The sequence below is a fragment of the Paenibacillus paridis genome (assembly GCF_006345825.1).
Classification (GTDB): domain Bacteria; phylum Bacillota; class Bacilli; order Paenibacillales; family Paenibacillaceae; genus Pristimantibacillus; species Pristimantibacillus paridis.
On record NZ_VCIX01000082.1, the window covers coordinates 214,421 to 240,839 of the forward strand.

At 51.4% G+C, this 26,419-nt stretch carries 15 protein-coding genes; 2 read left to right on the forward strand and 13 right to left on the reverse strand.

The annotated features are described in order from the left end of the window. The first annotated feature begins 63 nt into the window (after positions 1 to 63). Both FJQ58_RS11570 and FJQ58_RS11575 read left to right on the forward strand, forming a co-directional pair. The gene (locus tag FJQ58_RS11570; protein ID WP_139993458.1) at positions 64 to 1,485 is read left to right on the forward strand and encodes a hypothetical protein; all 1,422 of its coding nucleotides are present in this window, start codon (positions 64 to 66) and stop codon (positions 1,483 to 1,485) included. An 82-nt stretch (positions 1,486 to 1,567) separates the two neighbouring features. Beyond that, positions 1,568 to 2,500 (forward strand): helix-turn-helix domain-containing protein, encoded by a 933-nt coding sequence (locus FJQ58_RS11575; protein WP_139993460.1) that lies wholly within the window; start codon positions 1,568 to 1,570, stop codon positions 2,498 to 2,500. Here FJQ58_RS11575 and FJQ58_RS11580 read toward each other — a convergent pair. From FJQ58_RS11580 to FJQ58_RS11635, 13 genes are all read right to left on the reverse strand, one after another. Further along, positions 2,447 to 4,150 (reverse strand): alpha-L-rhamnosidase-related protein, encoded by a 1,704-nt coding sequence (locus FJQ58_RS11580; protein ID WP_139993462.1) that lies wholly within the window; start codon positions 4,148 to 4,150, stop codon positions 2,447 to 2,449. The two genes, FJQ58_RS11575 and FJQ58_RS11580, sit on opposite strands and share 54 nt — an antisense overlap. A gap of 222 nt (positions 4,151 to 4,372) precedes the next feature. Beyond that, complete coding sequence (locus FJQ58_RS11585) at positions 4,373 to 5,161, reverse strand: TerC family protein (RefSeq protein WP_139993464.1); 789 nt, start codon at positions 5,159 to 5,161, stop codon at positions 4,373 to 4,375. Between the two features lie 499 nt (positions 5,162 to 5,660). After that, positions 5,661 to 5,975 (reverse strand): cupin domain-containing protein, encoded by a 315-nt coding sequence (locus FJQ58_RS11590; RefSeq protein WP_139993466.1) that lies wholly within the window; start codon positions 5,973 to 5,975, stop codon positions 5,661 to 5,663. Positions 5,976 to 6,032: 57 nt separating this feature from the next. Continuing rightward, positions 6,033 to 8,432 (reverse strand): hypothetical protein, encoded by a 2,400-nt coding sequence (locus tag FJQ58_RS11595; RefSeq protein WP_139993468.1) that lies wholly within the window; start codon positions 8,430 to 8,432, stop codon positions 6,033 to 6,035. Between the two features lie 35 nt (positions 8,433 to 8,467). Then, positions 8,468 to 10,345, reverse strand: a complete 1,878-nt coding sequence (locus FJQ58_RS11600; RefSeq protein WP_139993470.1) for an alginate lyase family protein — start codon at positions 10,343 to 10,345, stop codon at positions 8,468 to 8,470. Positions 10,346 to 10,419: 74 nt separating this feature from the next. Further along, on the reverse strand, positions 10,420 to 11,826 hold the full coding sequence (locus tag FJQ58_RS11605) for an ABC transporter substrate-binding protein (RefSeq protein ID WP_139993472.1): 1,407 nt from the start codon (positions 11,824 to 11,826) through the stop codon (positions 10,420 to 10,422). A gap of 134 nt (positions 11,827 to 11,960) precedes the next feature. Next, complete coding sequence (locus tag FJQ58_RS11610; protein WP_139993474.1) at positions 11,961 to 13,595, reverse strand: response regulator transcription factor; 1,635 nt, start codon at positions 13,593 to 13,595, stop codon at positions 11,961 to 11,963. Beyond that, positions 13,592 to 15,358: a cache domain-containing sensor histidine kinase gene (locus FJQ58_RS11615; protein ID WP_139993476.1), complete on the reverse strand. Its 1,767-nt coding sequence runs from the start codon at positions 15,356 to 15,358 to the stop codon at positions 13,592 to 13,594. The genes FJQ58_RS11610 and FJQ58_RS11615 overlap by 4 nt, the downstream gene beginning before the upstream one ends. A gap of 29 nt (positions 15,359 to 15,387) precedes the next feature. Next, entirely contained in the window at positions 15,388 to 16,224 is an 837-nt protein-coding gene (locus FJQ58_RS11620; RefSeq protein WP_139993478.1) for a carbohydrate ABC transporter permease, read from the reverse strand. 14 nt (positions 16,225 to 16,238) lie between these two features. Next, on the reverse strand, positions 16,239 to 17,129 hold the full coding sequence (locus FJQ58_RS11625; protein ID WP_139993480.1) for a carbohydrate ABC transporter permease: 891 nt from the start codon (positions 17,127 to 17,129) through the stop codon (positions 16,239 to 16,241). 433 nt (positions 17,130 to 17,562) lie between these two features. Continuing rightward, entirely contained in the window at positions 17,563 to 20,151 is a 2,589-nt protein-coding gene (locus tag FJQ58_RS11630; protein WP_162341447.1) for a beta-mannosidase, read from the reverse strand. Beyond that, complete coding sequence (locus tag FJQ58_RS32315; protein WP_162341449.1) at positions 20,148 to 20,312, reverse strand: hypothetical protein; 165 nt, start codon at positions 20,310 to 20,312, stop codon at positions 20,148 to 20,150. The genes FJQ58_RS11630 and FJQ58_RS32315 overlap by 4 nt, the downstream gene beginning before the upstream one ends. 16 nt (positions 20,313 to 20,328) lie before the next feature. Further along, on the reverse strand, positions 20,329 to 26,373 hold the full coding sequence (locus FJQ58_RS11635; protein ID WP_139993484.1) for an Ig-like domain-containing protein: 6,045 nt from the start codon (positions 26,371 to 26,373) through the stop codon (positions 20,329 to 20,331). Positions 26,374 to 26,419: the final 46 nt, after the last annotated feature.

Genomic DNA, 26,419 nt, shown 5'->3' on the forward strand with positions numbered 1-26,419 from the left:
TATAACATAATTGTTATAAGTATACTTAAACGAATACATTATACCTAGGAGGTCTGTTAGCAAATGAAACGAATGATCTTGACGATTGCATCAGCGTTCATTTTTGTCCAACTCGTCTTTAACGTTTCTAGTTCCTCTGATCACGTTGTTAACGCATCAAGTTCGGTATCCCCTTCAAGAGTGTTTCAAATGAATCATGCTAATGGCACAATCAAATTCGATCCAAATTACGGGGGTTCAATTGTAAGCGCAACCAATAATGGGCATGAAATGGTCGACAGTACAGACTATGGCAGACTGTGGCAAATGGCAATCGGCATTGGCAATGACCCCACCCAAGCAAGCTCTAATGGCGTACAGAAAAACAGGATTAAAGTTTATGGCGACTCGGCAAGCTCCATCTACCAATACTACGGAGAAGAGCTGGCAGCCACCTCTACCCGGTATCATGTAGCTTTGCATGCCCCGATGTGGATCGCTCAAATTGCTCAAGAAAGCATTCCTGAGCTAACCGTTTCCGGCAATTTAACCAATCCTGCTTTTAATGTATTCCGGGCAACGAATACCACAACCGCATGGCCAAATATGACCAACGTTCCGCAGAACATCACCAAATATCAGTTTTATGAAGGTAAGGTTGCCGTCAAGGTTGAAGGTAAACTAACAGGCTACAATACCGTCGATAACTGGTATGGCATTCAATTTAGACAGAATGCATCCGGAGACGGCATCAGTCAATCCGGCTATTTGGCACTTCTGCGACATGACGGATCTCTTGATTTGCTTAAAGCTTCCACTTCGGGTCCGGTACTGCTTGGCAGAGTCAATACGGGCCTTACCGTCCTGAACCAAACTTACCAGATCGAAGTACGTACAACCGGATCCAATCTGCAGGTATGGCTTGACGATGTTAAGAAAATCGAAGTAACCGATTCCAGCTTCAATGGCAATTATGCAGCTCTTACTAATTTTAATAATAATGTGGATTGGAAAAATATCGGGTTTTATGATATGGGCATTCAGTTTGACAGCGACACGGTATACGATCCCGCAACCAACAAGTTCACATTGACTACAAAAATCAACAATCTTTCCGGCGCTGTCCGGCCCATCGATGGCGATTTTGTTCAAACGCCTATCTTCTTTATGAATCGTCCCGGCGACCCAACACTCAATAAGCTGTATTATCGAACTACAGCTGCAGGCAGCTGGATTAATTATGCAGGCCCCGACCGTCACTGGAAATTGGACCCTTCTTCACCCACTTATGCGTATGAATTCTTGATTGGGAATGATCAAAATCCGGGTTACTCCCTTGTATTCCGCAGCCTATCGACGAATTCGCATGACCAATACCGCTTGGTTGATAATGCCGAAGTATATGCCATGGTCGTTGAAAATGATGTAAACTCAGGGTCCTATGTCGCAACGTTGGGAACGACCAATCCAGCGCGGAGCATTACTACATCATTTTACCTTTATTAATGAACCCTCTCCAGAAAGCGGCCTATGAAGTAGGCCGCTTTTTAGCGCAAAGTGCCGCCCCTTCAGAAAGGAGGACCTTTTAATGAACCTTAACCCTATGACCAAGATTAGGTCTGAGCGTATCTTCAACGATCAAATTCCGTTCTCTATCCACCAATACGCATACGATAGCTATGACGAATTAGAAATGCACGTTCACGATTTTATCGAAATTGTTTATGTATGCCGCGGCAAAGGGCTGCATAAAGTCCGGGATCAGATTATACCTGTATCCGAAGGCGATCTCTTCATCGTCCATTACGATACTCCCCACTGCTTTTATCCGTACGACCGAAAAAACACAGATGGGCTTCTGGTTTATAACTGTATGTTTCTCCCTGTCTTTATTGAGCATCTCCAGATCGAGCTCCCCATCCTGCGGGGCATTACAAGCTTATTTCTACTTCATGGACTTTATCCTGAGGAAACCAGCAATGTACCCAACCTGAAACTAGGTGCAGCGCCCCACAAGGCATTTGTGCAGCTTTTTTCCAGCATGCTTGAGGAATATCAGGGCAAGCAGGAAGGCTATTTGGACGTACTGAAGATGCAGCTTTGCCAGCTTCTTATCCAAACCTATAGAACCTACAAAGACTCATACAGCGATGGCCCCCATCCCGATAAATACAAACTGGAGCTTATCCAACAATCCATTTTATTTATGCGCGAACAATTTTCAAGCCCCATTCAGCTCAACCAGTTGTCCCAAAACGCCTTGCTCAGCAAAAGTTATTTTTCCGGGATATTCAAAAGCGTGACAGGAATGAGTGCGCTAGACTATTTGCAGAAGGTACGCATCGAGGAGGCTTGCCGACTGCTGGTGAAAGACACAGAAACGATAATCCATATATCCGAGTCTGTAGGATACAAAGATTACCGTTTCTTTAACAAAACTTTTCGTAAAATTACTGGCATGACTGCCTCAGCATACCGTAAGAAGTTCGGCATCGCTAAGAGCCATAACCAAGATACCTGAAGGAGCCTGAATGACGGAATGTACAGTTCCGTCATTCCGTTTGGTATGCTTCACATAAATGATGCCTAATGGCGTTGGGAAGCTGCCCTCTGCCCATTCCAGATCCCCTAGATTCGGCATGATTTGAACGACCTTGCAACCAGCCTCTACAATTTCAAAACCTAATACATGGCGTGACAGCCAGGCGGTTGGGCCGGCTGCCCAGCCATGACACAGGCTGTGCCTATATCCTTGATAACAATAGTTCCCGTAAGTACCATGGACATCCACTTTCCCCTCGGGGGTGATTTCATCAATGCGGGCGGCGTCCTTCATCCATGAAAGATCAAAATCCTCCCAGAAGGTCGTTGCGCCAAGTTCAAGCATTGCACCCCAATACTCCCGAATACAATCAAGGCTTCCTTGAATATCTCCGGCCTTTGCGCGAGCCTCCAGCATGTAGTAACCATAAAAGGTAGACACGCCGCGCGACCCGTCTACGGCGATTACTTCATCATTCGCTTCCTGTGCGCTCCACAAATCGGCTAGCGCCATCAATGCAGCGGCCTGCTTGCTTCCCGCGTGATGGGGCACATGCCGCCTAAGTTTTTGCTCGGTTTTCTGGCAGCGATCGGAAGCAGCCTCATCTCCAAGTATGAGGCATAGCTCTGCACCGCGTTTCATCGCCAGTACGAATAGAGCGTGGACGCCGGCTTTCACGCCTTCCGGATTTTCGCTAGATGGCCAATCTAGAAAAGGGTCAGGGATTTCATTTGTCCCATCTTCATTAATTCGTTCGGAGATAACATCAAGCAAACCGACAAGGTAGCTTTGCTGCTCTGCCAAATAAGCGATATCTCCGCTTTGCATATACCAATCGTATTGAATGAGCAGCCACCAAACGGAGTAGCTAGGGAATGACATCCAGCCTGGAAGAGGAGTTCGATCCCTGATAAAGTCCAGGCTATCGGGAACGATTTCGTGGCTGCCGAACACCGCTTGCAGCGTTGATGTCTCCGGATGCAAATCACCGACCCATACTAAGCGATCCCGCTTAATCCCATCCCACAAATAGTCCTGCATGTTCAAATGTACGGTGTAAGCGCCTGTGTGCCAAATCCGATCCAATAGCGGATCGCTGCTTCGGAAAGCTCCTTTATATTCTAAATCACGATAGAGAAACACGGCACGCACGCTTTTTAATTCGATGTAGCTGTTTTCTTCCATTAAGTCGATCCGCAAAAAACGGAATCCCGTATTACCGATTTCGGCAGTGCCAAGGAACGGCACATCGATCATTTGATCGCGTATGGCGTGATCATTTGTCGCATTCCGTTCCCCGCCCACGTCGCTCATCGCCTCCATGGCTGACTCCCCGAAACGCACCCTAAGCCTCGCAGTTCGTCCGTTCCCGCCCATATACCAGGTTGCGATTTGTACTCCTCCATGCAGCTCTCTGCCGAAATCAAGTAAAATGCTTGCAGGACTCCCTTCATTTCTTAGCACGCATGGATGATCGGCTTGCAGCGTAGACTGGCCGTCTCGTCCATCCAGCAAGCTCGCAGCATTTTCTACCGCAGATCCCTCATCTGTCGACATCCATAAGATTTTGCTCGCTGTCACGTATTCCCGAATTCTAGGATCTCTTACTGCCCCTCCACCACTCAACATCCAGCCACCTCCACTCCTTCGTTTCACTCATTATAAAATTCGACAACGCCTGTCGGCTATACCTGCATCGCAAATGATTGTGGGGGGATTCTACTTTTTTATAAATGAGATCAACTGTTGCGTCTGATGATAAAAAAAGAGACTGCCCGCAAGCAGTCTCAACTGGATATATTCGTTTCTTGAATCTTGATTAGTATAGCCCAACATATTCTCAGGCTGTACTTAAGCCGCTTCCGATGCTTCGTTTTGCTTCTCCTTGCCGCCTGATACGAACCAGCCGATTACGGCGATAAGAACAAGCACCACGTAGAAGGTTACTTTCCAGCCCGTCGATTCCGCAAAATCATGCGGGATAACGTGGAGCGATGGATGCGCCAATGTATGGACCGCAAGCTTCACGCCGACCCAGCCGACGATGAAAAAGGCAGCGACTTCCAAAGCAGGTCTGCTCTCAAGCAGCTTCACGAACATATTCGCTGCAAAACGCATGATGATCAGGCCGATAAATCCGCCTAGGAAAATGACGATAAAGTGTCCGCCATCCATGCCTCCAATTTTCGGCAATGTTGTTGCCGGCAAAGCTACTGCCAGTGCTACCGCTGCCAGTATCGAGTCGACTGCGAAAGCGATATCCGCGATCTCAACTTTCAATACCGTTATCCAAAACCCGCTTTTCTTTGGTTCCTTGCCAGAGCTCTTGGCTGCGGAATCTTCGCCTTTCTTCACAATAAGCTTTCGGAATATGTGGTTGAGCGCTATAAACAGAAGATAAAGCGCTCCTATCGCTTGTACCTGCCAGACATCCACCAAAAACGAAATCGCGAACAATGAACCAAACCGGAAAACAAATGCGCCTGCCAAGCCATAAAACAATGCTTTCTTACGCTCGGCAGGAGGCAAATGCTTAACCATGATTGCCAGTACAAGCGCGTTGTCGGCTGCGAGCAGCCCCTCAAGCGCAATGAGTACGAGCAGCACCCAGCCATACTCCATTAATATTCCAAAATCCATTTGACATCCTCCTAAAATAAAATGATGGGCTTGCCATCTTGCTCCCAAACGCCAAGAGACCTTTGCCTCGGTAGGCAAAGGTCTCGCTAACAATGCCTCTATCGGCAATGCCCATAAAGCCGGAGAACTTTCATTCTCGGATTGACGACTTTTATGTGACAGCTACTCCCCATTTGCGTATGGGTTACCTATTCAGTTGCGATAGAACATCTTGCTTAAAGCGTCTAATAAAATGTGATACGGGTCGTGGACAACAATGGTTTCAGTATTGCCAGAAAAATTTTAAACAAAAATAAAAAATGAATATGAACATGTAACACTCAGTATCGACGTAGGCAACTATAATTTTCCGCCTAGCGGGTCAGAATTCAAGAGTACAACAACAGGAAAAAGCCGAACGAATCCAGGATACTATCCTGAATTCCGTTTGGCATCATCCGTGAGATCGTAAAATATGAAGACTCTAACGATTTTGCTTCATCGGTTACGGGTTCCCCGATTATTCAATTAAATCCTGTCTAAGCGGCGTAAAGGTATCAAGCAGTTTGCTCTTCTGAAGGGCGCGGCAGCCGTGCTCGGCAAGGCTTGGGATATAGATCGTTTCCCCTGCGGAGATGACCGTTTTCTCGCCATTGATCGAAAATTCCAGCCGACCTTCCAAACAATAGGAGAGCTGTTCGTGCACGTGGCTGTGCAAATAACCTTCCGCGCCTTCCTCAAAATGTACCTCCATCATCATAACCGTTTGGCCTGGGGTAAAGATTTTCCGCTTCACGCCCGGCTCGGCATTTTCCCATACGTTTAATCTGCTCATTGTGGCATTCTCCTATCCGGTTTGATTTTATATTTTTTTCTTTTCATTCGCTTAAATTTAAACATATTGGCTTTTGTTCTCGCTTTGTACAAAGGTCAGCTCATAACCGTTTGAAGCAAACAGCTGAAGCTTCGTTGAATCGAATACAGGGGATAGCTGCTCGCAATAGCTTTGGAACTGACTGAGACTTGCAAACTCCTCTTTCGAACCGCACTGGCATACATAGGCCGTTCGCTTCCCATATAACCGATATTCGCACTCAAACAGCTGATCGTTATGCGGCACCAGTTCGCCGCTGCTCCATATGGCTACGTAACCGCCATCCTTTTGTCCGAACAACCACTGCCCACTCTGTGACACCGTATCAAATTTACTGGTTGGAAAAAATAGATGCGTAAAGGTAACCGGATGCTCCTCGCCGATATCGTAGATGGCACCGAGCATGCTCTTCTGCTGCTTAATGGCGGGCATGATGCCATTCCCGTACCAATAGCCCGGACGCATGCCGCCATCATCCGTCATCTCTCCCGGGTGGTTCGTGAATACAACCGTATCATTATCCAGTGCCGCATACCACATATGCTGCTGATAGCCTTGCACCCCCGGCTCAAATCGGGAAGTGCCGTGAAAGCGCTCATTGAAGGACTTGATATAGTCATTGGATTCAATGTCTGCGGAATCGTCAAAGCTGATATTTTCCCAGAAAATCGGATTCGTATCCTGCCTCGGCGATTGGACGGAGGTGAGCATATAATCCCTTTCTTTGTTCAGCATAACCCAAGCATTGCCGGTTTGGTATTCCATCTCCAATGGCTCTTCCATCAGATAGACAAATGATTCAGGCAGCTGATACCTGCTGTTCATTAGGAAGACCATCCACTCGCTATTGCCAACCGGAGCATCTCCGTTCAGCAAGCTCATCAACGACTGGGCGGATTGGGTAAACGGAAGAATAACCGAACGGTAAATTCTCGCCTGCGGGGCGATGATAGAGCCCCGGAAGGTATGGCAAGCAAACGACCGCAGCATCGAATTCACCAAGCGTGCAGCCCTGCCAGACTCCTCTTCCTCCATATAATCCACAACGTTTAATAAAGCGCCTAAGGTTACGCACATATAATCCGCGCTTAGAAATTCTTCAAAGCCGTATTCTTCTAAATCTCCGAGCCATTGCTGAATCCTGCCCTTTGCCACCTTGCTGACTTCGACTCCCGTGCGTCCTGACCTAGGAAACAAGCGATCCGGGTATTGCAAGCCCGCCATATAAGCGCAAATATAGAACATCAGCGCATGATTCTCGCTCCAGAAACACATCCCGTCAGAGCCGTCTTCGGTCATCCAATAGCGATAATTCAGAATGGCTTGCTCTGCCTGAGCGGACAAGGAACTAGGCAAAGAGTGGGAGCGCATCAGGCGGAGAAGCCCTGCCAGGAAAAAGTCCGAGCAGTCTTCCCTTCGCTCTATTTGTTCCAATGCCTGCCGGATATGAGCCTCGTCATGAACGGCTTTCTTCCCGAGCTCCCAACGTGCCAGCACGTAAAACAATCCAAAACGCAGCGGCTCGAACGTCTGGCCCGCCCCTAAAGCAGCAAGCTCTTCAAACATATGCTGGCTTCTTTCGGCGGAAGACTCGGTTTTGCGATAAACAGGCTTGCGGTTTTGCAGCAATTCGATTTTGCGGGAAAGCCGCTTATTCCCAATTTCCCCATAAACGACAGCCATGAGCTCATCTTCGTGCACATCCACATGACTCATGCCGCTGATGTCGGCACGCTGCTCGTCATTGTGGATATCGCGATAGGTCAGATAGACCGGACACGGAGGATTTCCGGGGAAAAATATCCGCTTTCCATTCATCTTAATATTGGATAACCACTGATCCAAGGCAAGGAACGGTTTTGCGTTCTCTGCGTCTGGAAGCACGGATTCAATGTCCTCCCATTTGTCCAACAGTTGAATCCCGAATATGTTTCTTGTGTCCCGAACCGCCAAGTTCTGCATGCGAATGAGCAAGGAATTATAGCCTTTTTTGAGAGACAACGTAATTTCCTTCTTCATAATCGGCTTGTATACCGGTACCTCAACGGAACAAACCTTTTGCTCGCCAAGCCATATATCCACTGCGGTGTAAGTCCATAGAACAGCCTGCACATCTATATCTTCCTGTACAACAAGCCCTGTTGCCGCTAGCAGCTCCACCTTTTTCGGCGTGACCGAAAACTGGCTAATATTCACAAAGCCGCTGCGCGGATAATAATACTCCCATGAGAGTCCCAATTCGCTCGGCTGGCCCAATCGGATCGGGCCGGAGGGAGCCTGCTTATCTCGTTCGGCAACGATCGATCGCATATATTGTTCAAAGCGAATCTGGTTTTTGTCCGTTTGATCGGCGATAAAATCAGTAAATTGCGGTCCTGAAATGAGATAATGAGAAATAAATCCGTTGAAGTCCTCCACATCCGCCACCTCCGTTTTTGTCACACCGGCATTTGTCACACTGGCATATGAAAATCTTTTTTCTCTTCCGCTCGGTTTAAGCTTAGAACGGGTACGTTATGCGCATCCATGCGGATACTCCACTCCGCCGGCATGATCTCACCGTTTTTACGGCAAGGCTTCAGCACGGTAATAAACCAGCCGCCTTGCTTCGACGTCAATAAACTCTGCAGCACCTTTAGCGGCTGCATCGTCATCGGATGAACCGATTCCCAGCTGTCCTCCACGTCCAACTCCATCGATTCCGGTCCGAAGACCAGCATTTCGCAGCCCAGCGATGATGATCCTCCATCTAGGCCGCTGCCTTTCGCAAAATATAGCGCGTTCTGGGCTGCGGGAAGCTTCTCTACTTGCCACTCCAATAGTCTGGTATGAAGCCGATGCTGGAAGGTATGCTCTCCTTCTCCCGTCAAAGCGTCATAAATCACCCATTCCCCGCTGTCCAGAAACCACACGGCTCGCCTATGCCTAATTCCGCGCCCCGCATAGCCGTCATGCTCCGCACAAACCATTTGCGTCTCTAGCTCCCATGCTAGCAAGGAAACAACCGCTTCAGGCACGCCCCACCTTTGCGTCCGCAAGTACGGCGTTTGGTCCTGCCCATCCACAAGCACGGTGTTATGCGCGGATGTGCTTTTGAAATAGCGGCGCCATGGCGTTTCCATATACGTGTAAGTGCCGGGGTCAACAAACAAGGCTTCACCGAACGCGCACCATTCAAAAGATAATGCATCCGCATGCCCATGCGGGCCGCCTAATGCGGCAGCATCAAAAATCAGCTTTTGTTCTTCGTTGCCCAGCCCATAATACCCGGCTGCCGGGAAAGCGAAGGGGAGCCTCAAATCATCTGAGATTACCGAAGCGCGGTTTTGCCCAGCCTCATCAAGAAGCCCGTGAATTCTCTTAGGCCCTACCGTCCAAAACTGCTCATGCAGCTGCTCGCCAAGCACCCAGCTCGGATCATCATAATAAAGGGCCGCCGCGTTGAGATCGGGCGGCTGGCTCGCATAAGAATCCGCGAACGGAGCCATCGTGCCATCCTGTCTCGTCATGCAACCCGCGAAGCGCATCATCCCTGCCAATATGCGCTCAAATTCGGCCGAGAAGGCGTGCCCGCGTTTTTTCAGCATGACTGCGCAATCGACAAATAGCTCAAGCGACACCATATGATAATGCGGAGTAAGCTCCGTGTGGACGCCATCAGGCAATACCTGTACGCGGATACAATCCTCCAGCCTCTCGACCGCTTTGGTGCACCAGCCCTCGCTTTCCTCCCATGACACAAAGGTTAACCCCGCGCTGAGCAGACCGATCATATGCATAATCGAATGATTGATTTCGATACTTGCCGTAAAGGTAGAGAGGAACCAGGCATGCTCCTTCACCGACTCATAAAACCGTTGCTCCCGTTCACCGCTCCAGCTGTCCGATCCATAGAAAAAATGATAGGCATACACCCATTGGCGGAGCCTAAGTCCCGTCTCCAACAGCCGCCAAGGGCCTGGCCTTTGGAAATACGTTAGTTCCTCCGCAGGCAAATTGCGCGGACATGGCTGGGAGTCTATCCATCCCGAGATATGCTCCAAGGCTTTGGCGGCATATTTCTCGTCGCCGGTACAGGCATAAGCGATGCCTAAGCAGCGGAGATGCTTGAAGCGGTTGATTCCCCATGTAAACTCCTTATCTCCCGTCGGATTATGAAGCCAGTCCACAGGATCACCCAAGTCGATTTCGAGGTTTTTCCAAACCAAACGGTTGCCTGCGCACCAACGGTCTGCCTCTGCAATGGCTTCCAGCGCTTGCTTGGGAAAAAGCTGTTTGAACTGCTCTCCCCATTCGCTTCTTTGCTCTGCACGAAAGAATAAATGGTCCATTCGAGCTCCTCCTCTTTAGCTAATGCAAGAAGGAGAGACCGCCTGGGCAGGCAGTCTCTCCTTCAGTTGAAAACCTATTCGCCTAGGGAGCCTTGAAGGCTCTTGGCGCTGAATGAGGGATTAGCCTGAACATTCGTTAATCCTTCTTTACGAGCTGCTTCGAGCGCCTTGCCATATCTGGCGTTCAAATCCTCAATCGCGGTGCCAAGCTCCTGATTGCCCGTCAATATATATTCAATGAACACATCGGTGAACTTCTTGCCCTCGAGCTTCGTCTCCGTGATCGAAAGAGGCGTTGCCGGATAAATACCGTCATACTTGGTTGGAAGAAACCCTTCAATCCCAGCCAGCTCCGGCTTGCCTGCTACCTCATTGACATAAGGCAGAACAGAGAGGCCAAGGCCCTTCTCTTGGTATTCTGAACGAAGCTCTACGTTATACAAATACTCGAGGAACTTCACGGCAGCTTCCTGCTTGTCCGATTTGGCGCTAATTCCGATATAGCCGCCTGCATTGACCCACGAAACGCCATTAATTTGGCCATCCTTCGTAGGCACAAGTGTCGATGCCCAGCGAATATCCGTCGGGAACTGCGAGGTATATACCGCAGGCTCGCTGGAATGATTCACGTACATCCCAATTTTCCCTTGTGCAAATTGTGCGCGCAGCGGATCAATATCAAGCGATTCCGCCCCTGGAATCATGCTGCCATCCACTTTAATTTGGCGAAGCGCCTGAGCAATGTCGCCGTACATGCCAAAGTCGAATTGTCCCGTTTGGAAGTTAAAGCCTTCATGGCTGGATTCCGAGCCTAGCGAGCCGGACGCAAACGCCGGGCGGGTAAAGCCGGAACCATTTTTAAAGTTGCTCGCAAAGCCGTATACGCCTTCGGACTTGCCGATTTCCGTTATTTTTTTGGCCATTTCAACCATTTCATCAAGCGTCTTAGGAGGCTCGGTGTAGCCAGCCTTCTCCATCAAATCCACATTGTAAAGCAAACGCCAAAATTGGCCGGTGTTCGGAAGCGTATACACATGTCCATCTTTGGTGTAAATGTCATCTACCAGCAAGCCATCAAATTTAGCTAGAAACTCATCGCTTAACAACGTGTCAAGCTGAGCATAATATCCTTTGTTCACATAGGTTTGGAAATCGCCGCTGCGGAAAATGTCAGGTGCCTGATTGCTGGCAAAAGCAACCTCTACCGCCTGATTATAATTATCTGCCATGACTTTCATTTCGACTTCAATATTATCCGTGTTTGTCGCGTTATAGTTATCCACCTGCTGCTGCATGTAATCCATATCGTGGCGGTCTATCGTCCAATAAGCAATTTTGGTCTTGGCCGTTCCGCCGCTGCCCTCGGCAGCTTCTGAATTTTCGTTCGACCCGTTATTCGTCGAGCATGCTGCCAGCATTAAAGCCAAAACCAGTAAGTAACAGACCGAAAGTGTACTCTTCGCTACAAAACTTTTCTTCATCTGTCGTACCTCCCCTTTGTGTGGCAAGTGGTGTACCTCCGGTATAACCCGTCCGGTTCACCTTGCTGCCCTCATTGTAGCACCTAAGCGCTTCATCCCATGAAGGACAAAAACACGATCCTAGGAGGGGAAAATCACTCTGATTCGCCTTTGCTCTCCGTGCTTTCGTATTTGCCGCGGAATTCCGTCGGCGTCAGTCCGGTATGCTTCTTGAACAGCTCGCTGAAGTATGGCCGATCCCGATAGCCGAGCTCAAAGGTGATATCCTGCACCTGCATGCCTTCCAGCAGCAGCTCCTTGGCCCGTTCCATTCGCGCGGTCGTTACGTACTGCATAAACGTCATCCCGATTTCCTTCTTGAATAAATTCGAGAAATAGCTGGGGCTTAAATGGACAACGCTTGCGCATTCCTGTACCGTCAAGTCGCTGCCCAGTCGGCCGCTCACGTAATTGACGGCTTGGTGGATCAGTTGGCCCACATCATTTTTCTGGCGCTTCTGAACCCATTCGCTCCCGGTTAACCCCAGTTCCCTCACATCTCTGATCAGCTCTTCCGTCGAGAGGTAGCGCCCCTTCTTCATGGCGTTTAAGCGATCATCTAGCCAAATGCGCTGCTTCGTGTCCGCTTTCTCGGCAATGACGCGGTACATAGAGAAGGCCAATCCGTAAAATAAGTTGGTCATCACATCCGGATCAGGCGGAGCCGGATAGCGGAGACATTCTTCTGCTATGCTGGCAAGCAGCCGATCGGTTCCTTCCCGGTTGCCCGAACGCAGACAATACAGCAGCTCCGTCTCCTTGTCTGCGGAATAATGAGGCGTAATATGATCCTGCCGCTCAATATCACGGTAGGAAATAATACAGCCGCTTCCGGAATAAAATTGATAGCTGAGTGCCGTTTTGGCCTGTTCATAAGACAGCGCGATTTCCCCTATGCCTTCTACCCAGCCTCCGACGCCTATCGAAATATCACGTTTCGCATAAAGATTAACATGATGCCTGCAAGCTTCTGCGATTGCGAGTACATCGACTTCCCGCTCCGGGTTCAATAGCACGACAAACTGGCCTAAATGCTCCCGAAATACGATTCCTTTGCCTTGCTTCTTAATCGTTTCCTCCAAAATATTCTGAATCGCAAACCGGATAAGCTCTACCTCTCGTACAGGCAATGGCGAACGCTCGTTCATTAAGCCGTCAATTTGCACCGCCATGGCGACAAAACCGCAGGTTCCCATATCGATTCCGAGAAAGTCCCATTTCTCATATGCCCGTTCTGGCAGCTCGTCATGGCGGATCAATAATCGGAAATACTCCTGCCGCAAATAAGGCAGACTCTCCCTTACCTTTCTCTCCAGTGCCAGCCGGTCCACCTGCGCTAGCCTTTGCGCTTCAATTTTGGCTTTAGCGCGCAGTACCACGTCCACCACTTGCTCGGTGGTAAACGGCTTGACTAAATAATCAAATGCCCCAAGCCGGACCGACTCCTGCGCGTAAGTGAAGTCAGTGTAGCCGCTGAAGAAAATAACTTGCGGGCTTAGCTCGCCGTTCTCCTTCAACTCGCGAACCATATCGATTCCGCTTTGCATCGGCATCCGGATATCCGTCATCACGATATCGGGATGCTTGTCCTTGATGAGCTGCAAGCCATCCTTGCCGTTCATAGCCGTGCCTGCGATTTCGATGCCGTGCTCCGACCATGGAATCTTCTTTAGAATGCCGTCTATGACTGTCTTCACATCATCGATAATGCACATCGTTATCCCGTTCATTCGTTGATCACCTCTTGAATAGGCATGATTAGCGTAACCGACGTTTTGACGCCCGGCTCGCTTTCGAGCTTCATTGCAGCCTTATACCCGTAATATAGCGATAATCTGGCTGCTACATTAGAGAGGGCGTAGCTTGTACGCTCCGTGTCAGCGCCGTTCAGCATTTTTTCTACGCGCGCTGCATCCATCCCGCTTCCGTTATCCGTTACGGTGAGCATCAACATCCCCTCCGCCGCAGCCACCTCGATTCGAATGACCCCAGGATGCGGAAGCTCCTGCAAGCCATGCAAAATCGAATTTTCCACGAGCGGCTGCAGGATAATTTTGAGCACCGGTATATTCATAAGCTCCTCATCCACGGCCGGCATTTCATAGGCAAACAAATCAGGATAACACATCGCCTGCAGCTTCAAATATTGCGCAACATGCTCAAGCTCCTGCCGAAGCGTCGTGATCTCCTTGCCATTATTAAGGCCGAGCCGGAATAGAAGCGACAGCGACACGATCATGCCGCTGACATCCTGCTGCTCCTCCATCTCGCTTTTCCAATAAATCGTATTTAAGGTGTTGTACAAAAAATGGGGGTCGATTTGGGCCTGCAGCGCCTTGATTTCTGATTTCCGTTTCGACTGCTCGGATACTTTGACCTCTTCAATGAGTTCACTGATTTGCCCTAGCATTCGGTTGAACTTGTGGCCTACCTGACTGATTTCATCTTCAAATACGCTCTCGAAACGCACGTCAAGCTGGTTCTGTTCAACCTTGAGCATTAGGTTGCGTAGCTTCGACAGCGGCTTTAACAGAAGCTCCGACAGCATGCTGGACATGACCAGTGCCAATACGACGCAAACCCCCATAATCGTAAGGATCGTCCAGCGCATGTGCTGGACGGGCTCCAGCAGCTTGGATTTGGATTGGTAGCCGATAAGAACCCAATCCGGATTCATGCCAAGCGCAACATAGTTCACCAAAAAGGGATCATTGCTCTCCGATAAATATTCAAAATGGCCTCTGCTGCTGAGGGCTACCTGTTCATAGAGCAGCTTGTTATCCTTGGGCAAACTTGCCTCCGAGGAAAATACAGCCTGCTCAGTGCTGCGATCCACGACAAGCTGCCGCAGACTGCCCTCCTGCAGATGTGCCTGTATCAGTTCTTCCAAATAATCTTCCCGAATATTGACGATGACATAAACGCCTGGCAGCTGCATTTCGTATAGAGGTTTGATGATTAAAGAAATAACTGAATTTCCTCGGCTGAACAACTGATCGGTGTGCCCGCTTACCCAAAGCGTCGCCCATTGCTTCGGCGCTTTCAGGATCATGGCATTAATGAAAGTATCTGTGAAGTGAAACGAGCTGCGCTTGCTCTCTGTCGGGTAAAAGTCGCCGATGGACGTATGCACCAGCACAGAATCAATCGACTGCTCGGCAAGCATCATTTGGGCAAAAGGGGTTTGCATCTGGGAGAGGCGGTTATAATATTCCTTGCTGTTGCTTGCTTGAACATCACGCATCGTACGCTGGAACGGCTCGCCCATCATGAGCGTAGACACAGAGACGACGATATTCCGCAGCCGCTCGTCAAACACCTGCGCCGTTTTGTTTAAGGTATCCTGACTTGTCTTGGTTGCCTGCGTTTTCATTTCACGAGAAAAAAACACGGAAACATAAGTTCCCGTGACTGAAATGCAAACGACGGTGAGCAAAACAAAAGAGACCCAAATCCGTCTTTTTAGCGACATCTTTCTGAATAGCTGTTTCATGTTGTCCATCGCCTCAATATATGAAATAATTAGCCCTTTACCGAACCAGCCGTGACCTGCATAAAGGAACGGTTAGCAAAAATGTATACGATTAGCATTGGTAAAATCGAGATACATGCACCTGCCAGCATCAGTTGATTTTCTACAGCTGCTCCTGCACCGTATCTCAAATTCGCGAGCCCTACAGGCAGCGTTTGTAGATCGGGACGAGATAGCGAGAAAACAAGCGGCAGGATATATTCATTCCATGCGTTACGGAAGGTGAAAAGCGCCACGACAGCCAGTGCAGGCCTAAGGAGCGGCAAAATAATTCTCCAAAAGGTCGAATAAAAATTGCAGCCGTCAATGAGTGCCGCTTCATCCAAATCCTTCGGAATGCCGCGGAAAAAGCCGATGATCATGAAGAACGCGGTAGCGTGGGCGCTGATTAGAATGATTATGACACCCCATAATGATTTCTGCAAACCGATAGCTACCATTAAATTGAACTGCGGCTTCAGCACCACAGCTCCAATCGATATGAACAGCGTGAACGATTGAAGAAAAATAAACAGCTTTTTTCCCCTAAACGCGACGCGGTCGACTGCATAGGCCGCCATAGCGGCTACGAGCAGCGTCCCTATCGTAGTGAATACGGCAACATATACGCTATTGAACGTGAAGCCTGAAAAGTCAGCTTTATTCCATGCCTCTACGTAGTTTTGAAATTGCCATTTTAAAGGGAACACCGTTGCTCCCGTCGTCAGCTCCAAATTGGTCTTGAAGGAGCCAAGCAGCGCGATTACGATTGGAAACAGCATCAGCCCCGCCGTAATGATCAGCAAAATCCATACCGGCGTTCGAACCAGCAATTTACGAATAGTCATGTTCTATTCCCCCCTTAATAAACGTTGTTCAGCTTTTTCGACATCCAGAAGTAAAGCCAGGTGACCAAACCGACGATGATGGCTGTCGTGAAGCCGACCGCGCTGCCGTAACCGATATTTTGCACAGAGGTGCCTGTCGTGGTCAGCGGGAAAAACAACTTGTACAAGTAGAGATACATAACTTCCGTTTTGCCAAAAGGTCCGCCTTCGGTCAAGACCATGATGCTCTCGTAGCCTTTGAGAGAAGTTGTAATCGCCAGCATGATAATCATCTGAAGCACCGGCCCCAGCATCGGAATCGTAATGTACCATAAGCGTTGAGCCGGATTTACGCCGTCCAGCGACGCAGCTTCGTAGACATCCTCAGGAATGCCCTGTAAACCTGCAATGAAGAGAAGCATATAGTTGCCCACAGCGCCCCATACGGCAATGATAATAATCGTTAGCATCGCATGAGCTGCACCGAGCCAATCGACGGGACCCGATACGATATTCAGCTTGATGAGGTATTGGTTGATAATTCCGTTGTAAGAGTTAAAAACAATATAAAACACGATGGACATTACCGAGGCGCTAAAGATCGTCGGCAGGAAAAAGATCGCTCGGAAAGCATGGCGGCCGCGCAGCTTGCGGTTTAGGATAACAGCCAGAATGAGCGATAACGGCAGCGTTATAATCAGTTTGCCTCCCGCATACACAAACGTATTCGCCACTGACTGCCAGAACTCTGTATCACGCGCCACTCTGGCAAAGTTCTCAAGCCCAATAAATTTAGGCGTCCCGTAGCCCTGGTATTCATAAAACATATATCGAAGCGCCCAAAATACCGGATATACGCCAAGGGCCATTGTCAGAAAAAAACTGGGAAAGCTGAACAAGTAGGCACCTATTCGATTTCTTTGCATGCTTCCATCTCCTCCCGTGTTGTAGCTTCATTGTATAAGAAGGAGACGGGCTAACGGGATGGGGCAATCCATCAATGTGGGGGGACGAAACTACTTTTATGAGGCTAGGACGATGGGCAACAATACCTTCAAGTTTTTTTTACATAGATCATTTTCTGCGGAATTGCTATGGAAATCACACTACTGCATTAAAAAAAAAGTTCCAATGTAGAATCCATTGGAACTTCTCTGTAGGAAGAAATCGCACACTTTCCATCGTTTGTTTTATTAGCCTATCAATCGGACTCTCTTCGCCAACGGCCGACCTCCATGATTATCGCGTCCCCCGTATTACGGCTCTTGATCAACAGTATTAACCCCTACTCGCGCTCGCACCCTTCGGTAATTACCACTCATTTCTTTCCAGCTCCATTCTCCTCATACGTACGACTGATTAATTCCAACTGAACAGCTCGATATCTTGTTCGCCCTCTTCCAATGTCGGTTTCTCAGCGACAAGCTTGCGGTATTCGATCATTCTGGACTCGCCAGGCAACAGATCGAAGTAATTGTCCGAGAACACGTAGGCACCATGAAGCAGAACGGCTTTGGCGAACTTGTCTGCGGTTACGGTCACTTCTCCTCCTCCTTCGGACCCGCTGACGCGGGTTTCAATTCGCACTCCAGAGGACCGCAGCTTCATATCCGCCGGAACTCCGGCGAAGTAAATGCAGCGCTCGACGCCGAACGACCCGGTAATCTCCATAACGGCTATCCGATTGTCATTCAACAGCAAACCATCAAGCTCAGCGAGCGGCGCATCTGCGACGATAGAAGAAGTACCCGGTCTGAGCGTAAAGGCGATGTCGCGCTCCCATTCCGCAGCAGAGCCGACCGCGTCGTCCAACTTCAGGATGCGCAGCTTCGCCTTGCCGCGAACCTCATCCGGCAGGTCGCTGCATACCCAGAATGCATAACGGCCATCGGCTTTGTTTCGCTCGATCGAAGCGATTACTGGCCTTGCGGCTTGTTTGAAGCCGTAGTATCCGGCCTTCGGAAACCCGTAATAATCGACGAGACTCCATCCGCTCGCTGGCCAGCAATCGTTGTACATCCAAAACAGAATTCCTCCCGTATAGGGACGGTTGCGCCTATAAGCTTCGACAACAAGGCGGGTCAATTCGTGCTGGACAAAGGACATGTTTCGAATTTGTTCGACCCTGGAAGCAGGAGTCGGCGTCAGCTTATCAGCCAGCGTTCGAAGCGCCCCAAAGAGTGAAAAATCGACGAGCCCCGGGTGGTTCTTCGTATGATATTCCAGCATATCGAATGCGGGATCGTTCAGATCCTCTTCGCTCATGAATCGGCGCAGCGTATGAAGCTCGGGTGTGCCGAACATCGGAAACTCCGGACAGAACCGACTGAGCAAGCCCTCAAAATAAGCGCGGTAATCGCGTAAATCCGTCTTGCGGAAGACATCGAACATCTCAAATAATGCTCCGGTATAATGAGCGGTACCGATCGTAAACGAATTGTTCGTCATACCTCCGTAAGGACTGGTAGGCAGAAAGGGCCGCTGCGGGTCCAACTCCGCGCACAGCCGGCCCGTAATCCGCTCAGCGATGGCCCGGCCGATGTAGTCCGGATCTTCTTCATTGCCGAACATGCCGTTTTCGTTGTCTCCGTTCCACCAGACGAGGCTCGGATGATTCCGCAGCGAGCGAATGGCGGTTTCCGCCTCAATCGCCAACGACGCCGTCCATTCTGCATCCTCTTCGGGATAAGTGCCGCATGCCATCATAAAATCCTGACAGACGAGTAATCCCAACCGGTCGCACTCTTTCCAGAACGGCTCGGGTTCATAGATGCCCCCGCCCCAACAGCGAAGCATGGTCATGCCGGCATCGCAAGCCAGTCGCAGAAGATGCTCGTAATGCGCAGCCGGAACGCGCGACGGAAAGGGCGAGCACGGCACCCAGTTGGCTCCCTTGCAGTAGATTGAAACTCCGTTCACAAGCAGCGCAAAGCCGCTGCCCGGCCGGTCTCCGTTTGCATCCCATTCCGCTCCGGACGCGCGCAGCCTGTCGGTCATCCGCGCTTCCGCGCTTCCGGGTTGATCCTGCAACTGCTCTATGCGGACCGTGCGGATGCCGAAAGTATACTCCCTTACATCGACGACGACGCCCGTCTCCGTGACTAGCCTAGCAACTGCTCTATACAACGGCTGTTCACCGTACCCGGCTGGCCACCACAGCGCAGGCTCTGCCAAATCCGCCGACAGCTCCAGTTGGTTGCCGATTAGCTTTTTGGAGGATTCCCATACGGAATGGCCCTCCGGATCGAGGATCGCCGCCTCCACGCGAAGCGCCTGCACGTTATGCCGGCGCGTCTCCACCGCAAATCCGATTGAAGCTCCTCGGCCATCAATCGCCTTCGTATACACATGAAGATCGTCAATGGCCGCGAGCTCTTCAAATACGAGCCGAACCGGTCGCCAAATGCCGTAGCTTACAAGACGGCCTACCCAATCCCAGCCGAAGGTACACTGCATGCGCCGCACATACAAGCGTTCGCTCGTAAACGCCGCGCCGCGGCCGATATAAGCTTTGCCCTCCACACCGTCGGCTACGGTGCAGAACCTGACCGCAAGCTCATTTGTTCCTGCCCGCAGAAGCCCCGACACGTCGAACCGGTAACGGATGAACATATTGTCGGTTCGAGCTAGCCACGTCCCGTTCAAATAAATCTCCGAATACGTATCCAAACCGTCAAATTCCAGCACCGCTCGACTAAGTTCAAGACTGTCAACCACAAATTCGCGGCGGTACGCCCACCGCCAGCGCTCGACCCACTCGCATTCGTCCGCCTGCTTACGGTATCCTATGTCCCGGATCAGCCCAGCCGCTTGCAAATCCTGGTGCACGTGTCCAGGCACTTGCGCTTCGATCGCAATTTTCGTCTGATTTCCCGTCGGCCCTTCGTCATCACCATCTCCCTCGCCTGTCAATTGCCATGCTCCCGTCAGCATCAATGTCCGCTTCATGTCCATTGCTCCCCACTATCTATAAACTTGCTTTGTGCCGCTTCGTTGTTGGTTTTATGCCCGCTGCCCCAATCGGTCCATTCTGTTCGAACGGTACCACCGAAGAATGTGAACCCCTCATTTTGGGTATCGCCCGGCGGTCCCATATCCTCGCCGGGCATCCACCTGAGGCACAGACTATGGTATTTGAAATACGACCGTCGAATCCGCCGCGATATTTTGCTGAACGTTCGGGAGCGCTGTCCCATAGGTCATGCCGAACGTGTAGGTTGCCGGCAGCAGCTCCTTACGGACTTTCCCGCCAACCGTGCTGCCAATGACGCGCCAGCTGCCTCCCGAATAGAATTTAGCCTGACCCCCGTCCACCGAATTGCCCAGCGCGTCCTCCAGCCCAATTAGAACATTTGTCGTCCGGAAAACAACCGTGCCGTCGTGTCCGATATCCTGAACCAGCTCGTTGTATGCGCCCTCGTACGTCATTCCGAACGTATAGGAGCCGGCAAGCAGCTCCATGCCGATTTCCTCGGCTCCCGTCGTGCCGATCGTCTGCCAACTGCCGCCTGTATATACTCTCGCACTGCCGCCTGCAAGCCCGTTGTCTCCGCTGTCCAGAAGCTGTACGCGCGCCTTGACCGTTTGGAAGACGACCTCTGCCGTATCCACTGCCGTATTCCTAGCCAGCTGTTTTGTTACGCCCCGATAAGTCATGGAAAACGTATAGCTCCGTTCAGGCAGCGACTTGGTCGCTTGGCCCGAGGCGTCCGTAACCCCTAGTTCCTTCCAAGTGCCGTCAAAATATTTGACCATGGCGCCACTAATCGGGTTACCCTCGCTGTCCTTTAGCTCGATTGTCGTAGCGGTTGCTGTCAGGCTGAAGCTGACGCTCGCCGCCGTCTCCGTGTTGCCCGCCAGGTCAGTTGACTTGTACTGCACCGTATAGGAGCCTTGCTTACTGAATTCCAGCGCCATCGAATACGGCAACCACGTTGCGCCGCTGTCCAGACTATATTCCGTTTGTTGTATGCCAGATATGCCATCGGTCGCCGTCAGCGTCAGCGAAACCGGCCCTTCATACGTGCCGCCCGACCCGTCCGGCGCCGGACTGAGAACGGCAGTCGTAATGGGGGCCGTCGCATCGACATTGACCATCGCGGACATCACGAAGCCTCCGTCCGCTGTCATCGCCGTGATAACGGCCGTTCCTTCGTCGATGGCCGTCACCGTACCGTCACTATCGACCGTGGCGACCGCCGGATTGGCCGAGCTCCAGACGACGCTCTTGTCCGTTGCATTAGCAGGCAGCACTGTAGCAACCAAGGTTTCCGTCTGACCGAGCGGAATTACTGTCGCACTCTTATTCAGCTCGATTCCCGTAGCAGCATAGCTCACTTCCCGAACCTCGACGTCGTCAACATAGAAATCCTGAACCGCGCCCAACTGCTCGGTATAGAGATACAGACGCGTATCCGTAACCACCCCGGTTTCCTGAATCTCGTAAAAGCCCTGCGCTTGGACCCACCCGGCATAGCCAAGCGTCGCGCTCGTAAACAAAATTTTCTGTTGCACTACGCCGTCCAGCTTGTATTGGAGACAGATACGCAGCAGACCAGGACTGGTCGGCGCGGCTCCCAACTTGCCCCATGCGGAATAGTAATAGAGTTTGCTTTTCTCCACCGCAACGGGCATAAAGACCGCGGCGTACCGATTATTGTTCATTTTGACGACGCGCAGCCCCTGAGCCCCGTTGCGATGCTCCGATGACACAAGGGATACTGTCGCGCTAGAGCCATAATACGCCGACGGCAGTGCGCTTCCTTCCATACCGCCGTCGACAATAAGATTACTCTCTAACACGGCATTGGCCGCAAGGCTCGGACTGAGTGCAACCGTCACTGCGGTCGTAGCCACGAAGCCGCCATCCGCAGACATTGCGGAAATCTGCGCCGTCCCCAAGCCTTTGCCGTAAACGGTGCCGTTAATATCGACAACCGCCACTTCCGGACGATCCGAGCTCCAAATCAATTCCTTGTTGCCGACTCCGCTTGCGGGCTGGAACGTCGGCTTAAGCGTCAGCGTTTCCCCGTAGTAGACGGTAGTGGCCGCTTCCAAACTTAAACCCGTAACGTTGACCCAAGTCGGGCTCGTCGAATAGGTCACCGGCCTGGCCTCGACATCGTCAACGTAATAATCGTGGTTGCCGTCAACCTCGGTATAGACGAACAAGTATACGTTGGAAACGGCGCTTGTTTCTGCGATAGTGTAATTGCCCTGCACCTGTGTCCATTTCTGTGCGCTTAACCCCGGACTTGTGTACATGATAAATTGCTTCACCTGTCCGTCCACCGTGTACTGCAAACAAAGTCTCAGCGGCTCTGAAAGCGTCGGTTCGGCCGCCAGTTTAGACCAGATCGAATAACGATACTCCTGGCCCTGCACAACGCCGTTAAGCTTGAACATCGCACTGCTGTATCGGCCATTCTTTATGACCTTCAACGATTGGCGGCCGCTGTGAAACTGCGAGCTGTCCAATCCCAGCGCAGTGTTCTGCGTCATCGCGCTAAGCGTCTTCCCCTCCATTCCGGGATCAGTTACTAGGTTATCGCCCAAGATTGACAGCGAAGTCTCCGTATCCAGCTGCACGGAATCGAGGCTAAAATCGCCGGAAGACCGAGTCGGTACGATCTTGATCTGACGAATGACGCCGGTCCAGCCGGCAGCCGCAGTCGCATCAAATACATATTCCCGGTAGAGCGGTTCGTTCGGCAGGATGTAGGACGAGATCATCTTGAGCTCATTCCAGGCCGTATCTCCATTGACCGTATAATAAATCCGCGCTTCGTTCCCCGCAGTCCCATTGCGAAGTTTTACCCGAATGCGCTTAATGGAGGCCGCGTCCAGCTCCAGCAAGTCGGGCGAGCTGATGGCAGGCTCCGTCGCGCCGGAGACGCCCAAGGAAACGCCATCGAAAGTCCCTCCCAACACCACGCTGTCCTCAATTTGCCCGTTTGCCGTCCAGCCGTCCGCGAACTCGAAGTCCCAGAGGACCCCGCCCGGATAAATCCCGATCTTGCCCGTGATATCGTCCCAGCTCACGGTTGATCCGAAAGCATGCCGGAGATACGTGAGCGGCGCGAGCACCGTGCCGTTCGGGAGCAGAACAGGCGAATGATCAAGCGCCACGGACTGACCATCCTTAAGTGCCGCCATGCTGCCGACCGCCAGTTCATGCACGCTGCCTCCTTTGGCGGAAACACCGATCAGCTTCTGCGCCGCGGCGTCCCATTCGGACTTGACGCCCATCAGCAGCCACACATCCTTGATCGGAATCATAGGGACATTGTCCAGAACAAGCGGCGGTTGACTGAAGCTTCTCCGCTTGCCGTCCAAATATAGCTTGATGTCCGTGGAGTCGTCCGCGACCGCCCGGATATAATCGATGCTGATCTTGCCCGTCGCTGAGATCGGATCGATCCGGATTTGCCGAATGTTCCCCTTCCAGCTTTTGTTCCTCCACATTTCAACGTAGTAGTCCGTATATCCGTCATCCTGCGGATTCACGTAGAAGCCCATCGCTTTCGTCTCGTTCCAGTCCCCGTCGAGCTCCGTTGTAAAAAACACGCGGCCGTCAATATCGTTGGCGTCATTCTTCATCCGGATTTTCAGGTAAGGAACGTCCTCCGCCCGTATGCCGAGATGGTCTGCGGATATAATGCCGGGGTCCGTATTATTGGAAGTGCCCGTAAAGCTCCCATCTGAGACGCCAGCCGAGACGATCTGCTTCAATACGCTCCAGCCCTCGCTGTCGCCGTCGGTGTTGAATTCCCAAGAGACAACGGAATTGGCAGAAATGGCGGGAGGACTCAATGTACGGTTCGGCACTATTCTGTCCGCAGGGTACAGAACACCGATCCTGTCTTTCTGATCCTGCGACGGTACCGCGTCCGTATGCGTTCCTGCCCCAGCCGCGAATACGTCGCGGATCGCATCAACGTACCCGAAGCCGGCCAGACCCGCAGGCATAAGAAAGTGCCCTTCACCGAATTCGTTCCAGTTGTCAAGCATGACCAGCTTTTTGCCTAGATTGTCCGCAGACAAGGAGGGGATATAACTATCCTTCGTCCACTGCGCCAGCGATTTGAACTCCCCTGGCGTCGCATAATACCCGGAGGCTAGCCCCCATGCCGTATCGTCCCGTCCCATGCTCAAGCCGGCAATGACATCAAGCTCTCCGAAACCGCTTTCGGTCGTCAGCCTTAGCTTTTGGAATTCTTGATGCCCGCCGAAGGAGCCCCACGAGTAGGCGTAAACCGCGTCGAAGCCCGCCGATCGGCGATTGATTAAATCCTGTGCGCTAGTGCCGTTGTATACGTTCAGTATAATTAGGTCGTCGAAGCCGGCTGCAATCGCCGCGTTCCGCAAGTAATCTATGTCTGCTTTGGCGCCGATGATCGAGCCTGAAAGCTTGACGAATTCGTTGTAATTGTAAATGGTAAACACAGGCTTATTGTCGATTTTCAAATACCTAGGGTCCTTAAAATAATACTCTACCCAATAAGGCACCAGGTTCGTCCGGAAGTCGTTGCTATCGGCAGCCCTGGAGTTTAGATTCTCCCACATGATCGCGAACTGAAGTTGATCACTATACTGTGCGTTGAAGTAGCCATCGTGCAGGGCATTGGACATAAAGGAGTCCTTGACTGGCGCGTTCTCGCCGCCGATCGGCCTGAACCAGCAAGACATCTGGAATCCGATGCCGTGCTCGACCATCCATTTGATTTCCCAATCCGCCGTCTCCGGGTTGCCTTCGTCATAGAAGCCGAGATACGGCGTCCTGTCGGGAAACGGATTAATCATGTCCCAGCCTAGATGAGTTCCCTCTCTCCACATCGGACAGCTCTGTACCCCGACAAGTTGGTCTCCAGTGCTTACGGCAACAGGCTGCGGCACATAATCCTCCTGCAGCGGCGTATTCTCGTATACGAGAATGTCGTCGAGCCACATCGTGCCTTTATCGGCGGCGGAGGTCGAGAACCGGATACCGTCGATAAGGGAAATTCCCTCATCCAGTTCGATATCCTCGGCCTGCAGCTTGCCGTTTATATAGATGTCGGCTAAGAGGGCTGAGGAGGTCCACTTCAGCTTCACCTTTAGGCTGTACCACAGGTTGGCCTTGTAATCGTACAGCTCGACGGGCAGTCCATCCCTATCGAGGTACGATAGTTTCCCGTTCGACGTGACCAGTTTCAGCGCAGTATTGGAACCGCTCCGCAGCTCCGCGGCGAGACCGTTCGTCTTGACCGGGATAAACAGCTTAAATTCCGCGGTCAGATCGTCCGTCAGCGGGGCGAAGCTCTTGGCAAGCTCCATAGCGCCAGTCGCGGACGCGGCATTCATCCGTATGCTGTAGAGATCCGGACGCGGTGACATAACGTACAGCTGGGAGGAGCTGCCGCCGCTCATCTGTTCCACGGCAATCGTGCCGCTGGCGGCGCTCGCTGACCAATCCTGGGGCAAGAAGCCGCTCACGACGGACAGCAGCCGCTCGTTGACGGCGTAACCTTTGTAGATTTTGAGCGGCGTGAAGAAAAAGTCTCCCGTCGAGGAAGCCCCCGTTGACAGTTGGAACCTATTCAGGGCATTGACCGAATTGGCGAAGCTTGCGGCTGTCGCTTTCTTAACGCCGTTAACGTACACATCCGCCTGCGAGGAGGTCAAATCGGCAACCACCTTGATCCCATACTCCGTATTGGCCGAGTAGGCTTGCAGCGTGTGGATGCCGCCGCCGGACGTTTCCAGCACAAGGTTGCCGCCGCTCGTCGCGATGCTTACACCGGGTGTATCACCGTCCAGCAGTTGCCACTTAATGCCATTAATAATTGCCAGCGGCTTGAAACGGTACTCCATCGTGAGTGTCGTTTCACTTTGCGCAGGAAACTTTCGGCTCATGGATACTGGAAGAACGGAGCTCGTATCGCTGACCTTGAGCGTTGTGGCGTATGTGCTGACGAGCGCGCCCCCCGCAGCGCGAATGTCCCAGCCGGAAGGCTGGCTCTCGCCGGGCACCAGATTAGAGAGGAACGAGAAGTCCTCATCTACCAAATATGCGGCTCCCTCCGGTGGACTATCCGCAGCAACCGCATGGGGCCGGGCCAACACCAGGAAAGCGCATACAATTGTCAACAAGCTTAACGCAGTCCATCCCCTTATACCCTTAAACATCATTATGAATTCCCCTTTCTTTGGATAATGATTTATGAATTGGTCTAAA

Excerpts from the sequence above, each read along its gene's own strand:
- FJQ58_RS11570 (WP_139993458.1), top strand. The coding sequence starts at position 64 with ATGAAACGAATGATCTTGACGATTGCATCAGCGTTCATTTTTGTCCAA.
- FJQ58_RS11575 (WP_139993460.1), top strand. The coding sequence starts at position 1,568 with ATGAACCTTAACCCTATGACCAAGATTAGGTCTGAGCGTATCTTCAAC.
- FJQ58_RS11580 (WP_139993462.1), bottom strand. The coding sequence starts at position 4,150 with ATGTTGAGTGGTGGAGGGGCAGTAAGAGATCCTAGAATTCGGGAATAC.
- FJQ58_RS11585 (WP_139993464.1), bottom strand. The coding sequence starts at position 5,161 with ATGGATTTTGGAATATTAATGGAGTATGGCTGGGTGCTGCTCGTACTC.
- FJQ58_RS11590 (WP_139993466.1), bottom strand. The coding sequence starts at position 5,975 with ATGAGCAGATTAAACGTATGGGAAAATGCCGAGCCGGGCGTGAAGCGG.
- FJQ58_RS11600 (WP_139993470.1), bottom strand. The coding sequence starts at position 10,345 with ATGGACCATTTATTCTTTCGTGCAGAGCAAAGAAGCGAATGGGGAGAG.
- FJQ58_RS11605 (WP_139993472.1), bottom strand. The coding sequence starts at position 11,826 with ATGAAGAAAAGTTTTGTAGCGAAGAGTACACTTTCGGTCTGTTACTTA.
- FJQ58_RS11610 (WP_139993474.1), bottom strand. The coding sequence starts at position 13,595 with ATGAACGGGATAACGATGTGCATTATCGATGATGTGAAGACAGTCATA.
- FJQ58_RS11615 (WP_139993476.1), bottom strand. The coding sequence starts at position 15,358 with ATGAAACAGCTATTCAGAAAGATGTCGCTAAAAAGACGGATTTGGGTC.
- FJQ58_RS11620 (WP_139993478.1), bottom strand. The coding sequence starts at position 16,224 with ATGACTATTCGTAAATTGCTGGTTCGAACGCCGGTATGGATTTTGCTG.
- FJQ58_RS11625 (WP_139993480.1), bottom strand. The coding sequence starts at position 17,129 with ATGCAAAGAAATCGAATAGGTGCCTACTTGTTCAGCTTTCCCAGTTTT.
- FJQ58_RS11630 (WP_162341447.1), bottom strand. The coding sequence starts at position 20,151 with ATGAAGCGGACATTGATGCTGACGGGAGCATGGCAATTGACAGGCGAG.
- FJQ58_RS32315 (WP_162341449.1), bottom strand. The coding sequence starts at position 20,312 with ATGCCCGGCGAGGATATGGGACCGCCGGGCGATACCCAAAATGAGGGG.
- FJQ58_RS11635 (WP_139993484.1), bottom strand. The coding sequence starts at position 26,373 with ATGATGTTTAAGGGTATAAGGGGATGGACTGCGTTAAGCTTGTTGACA.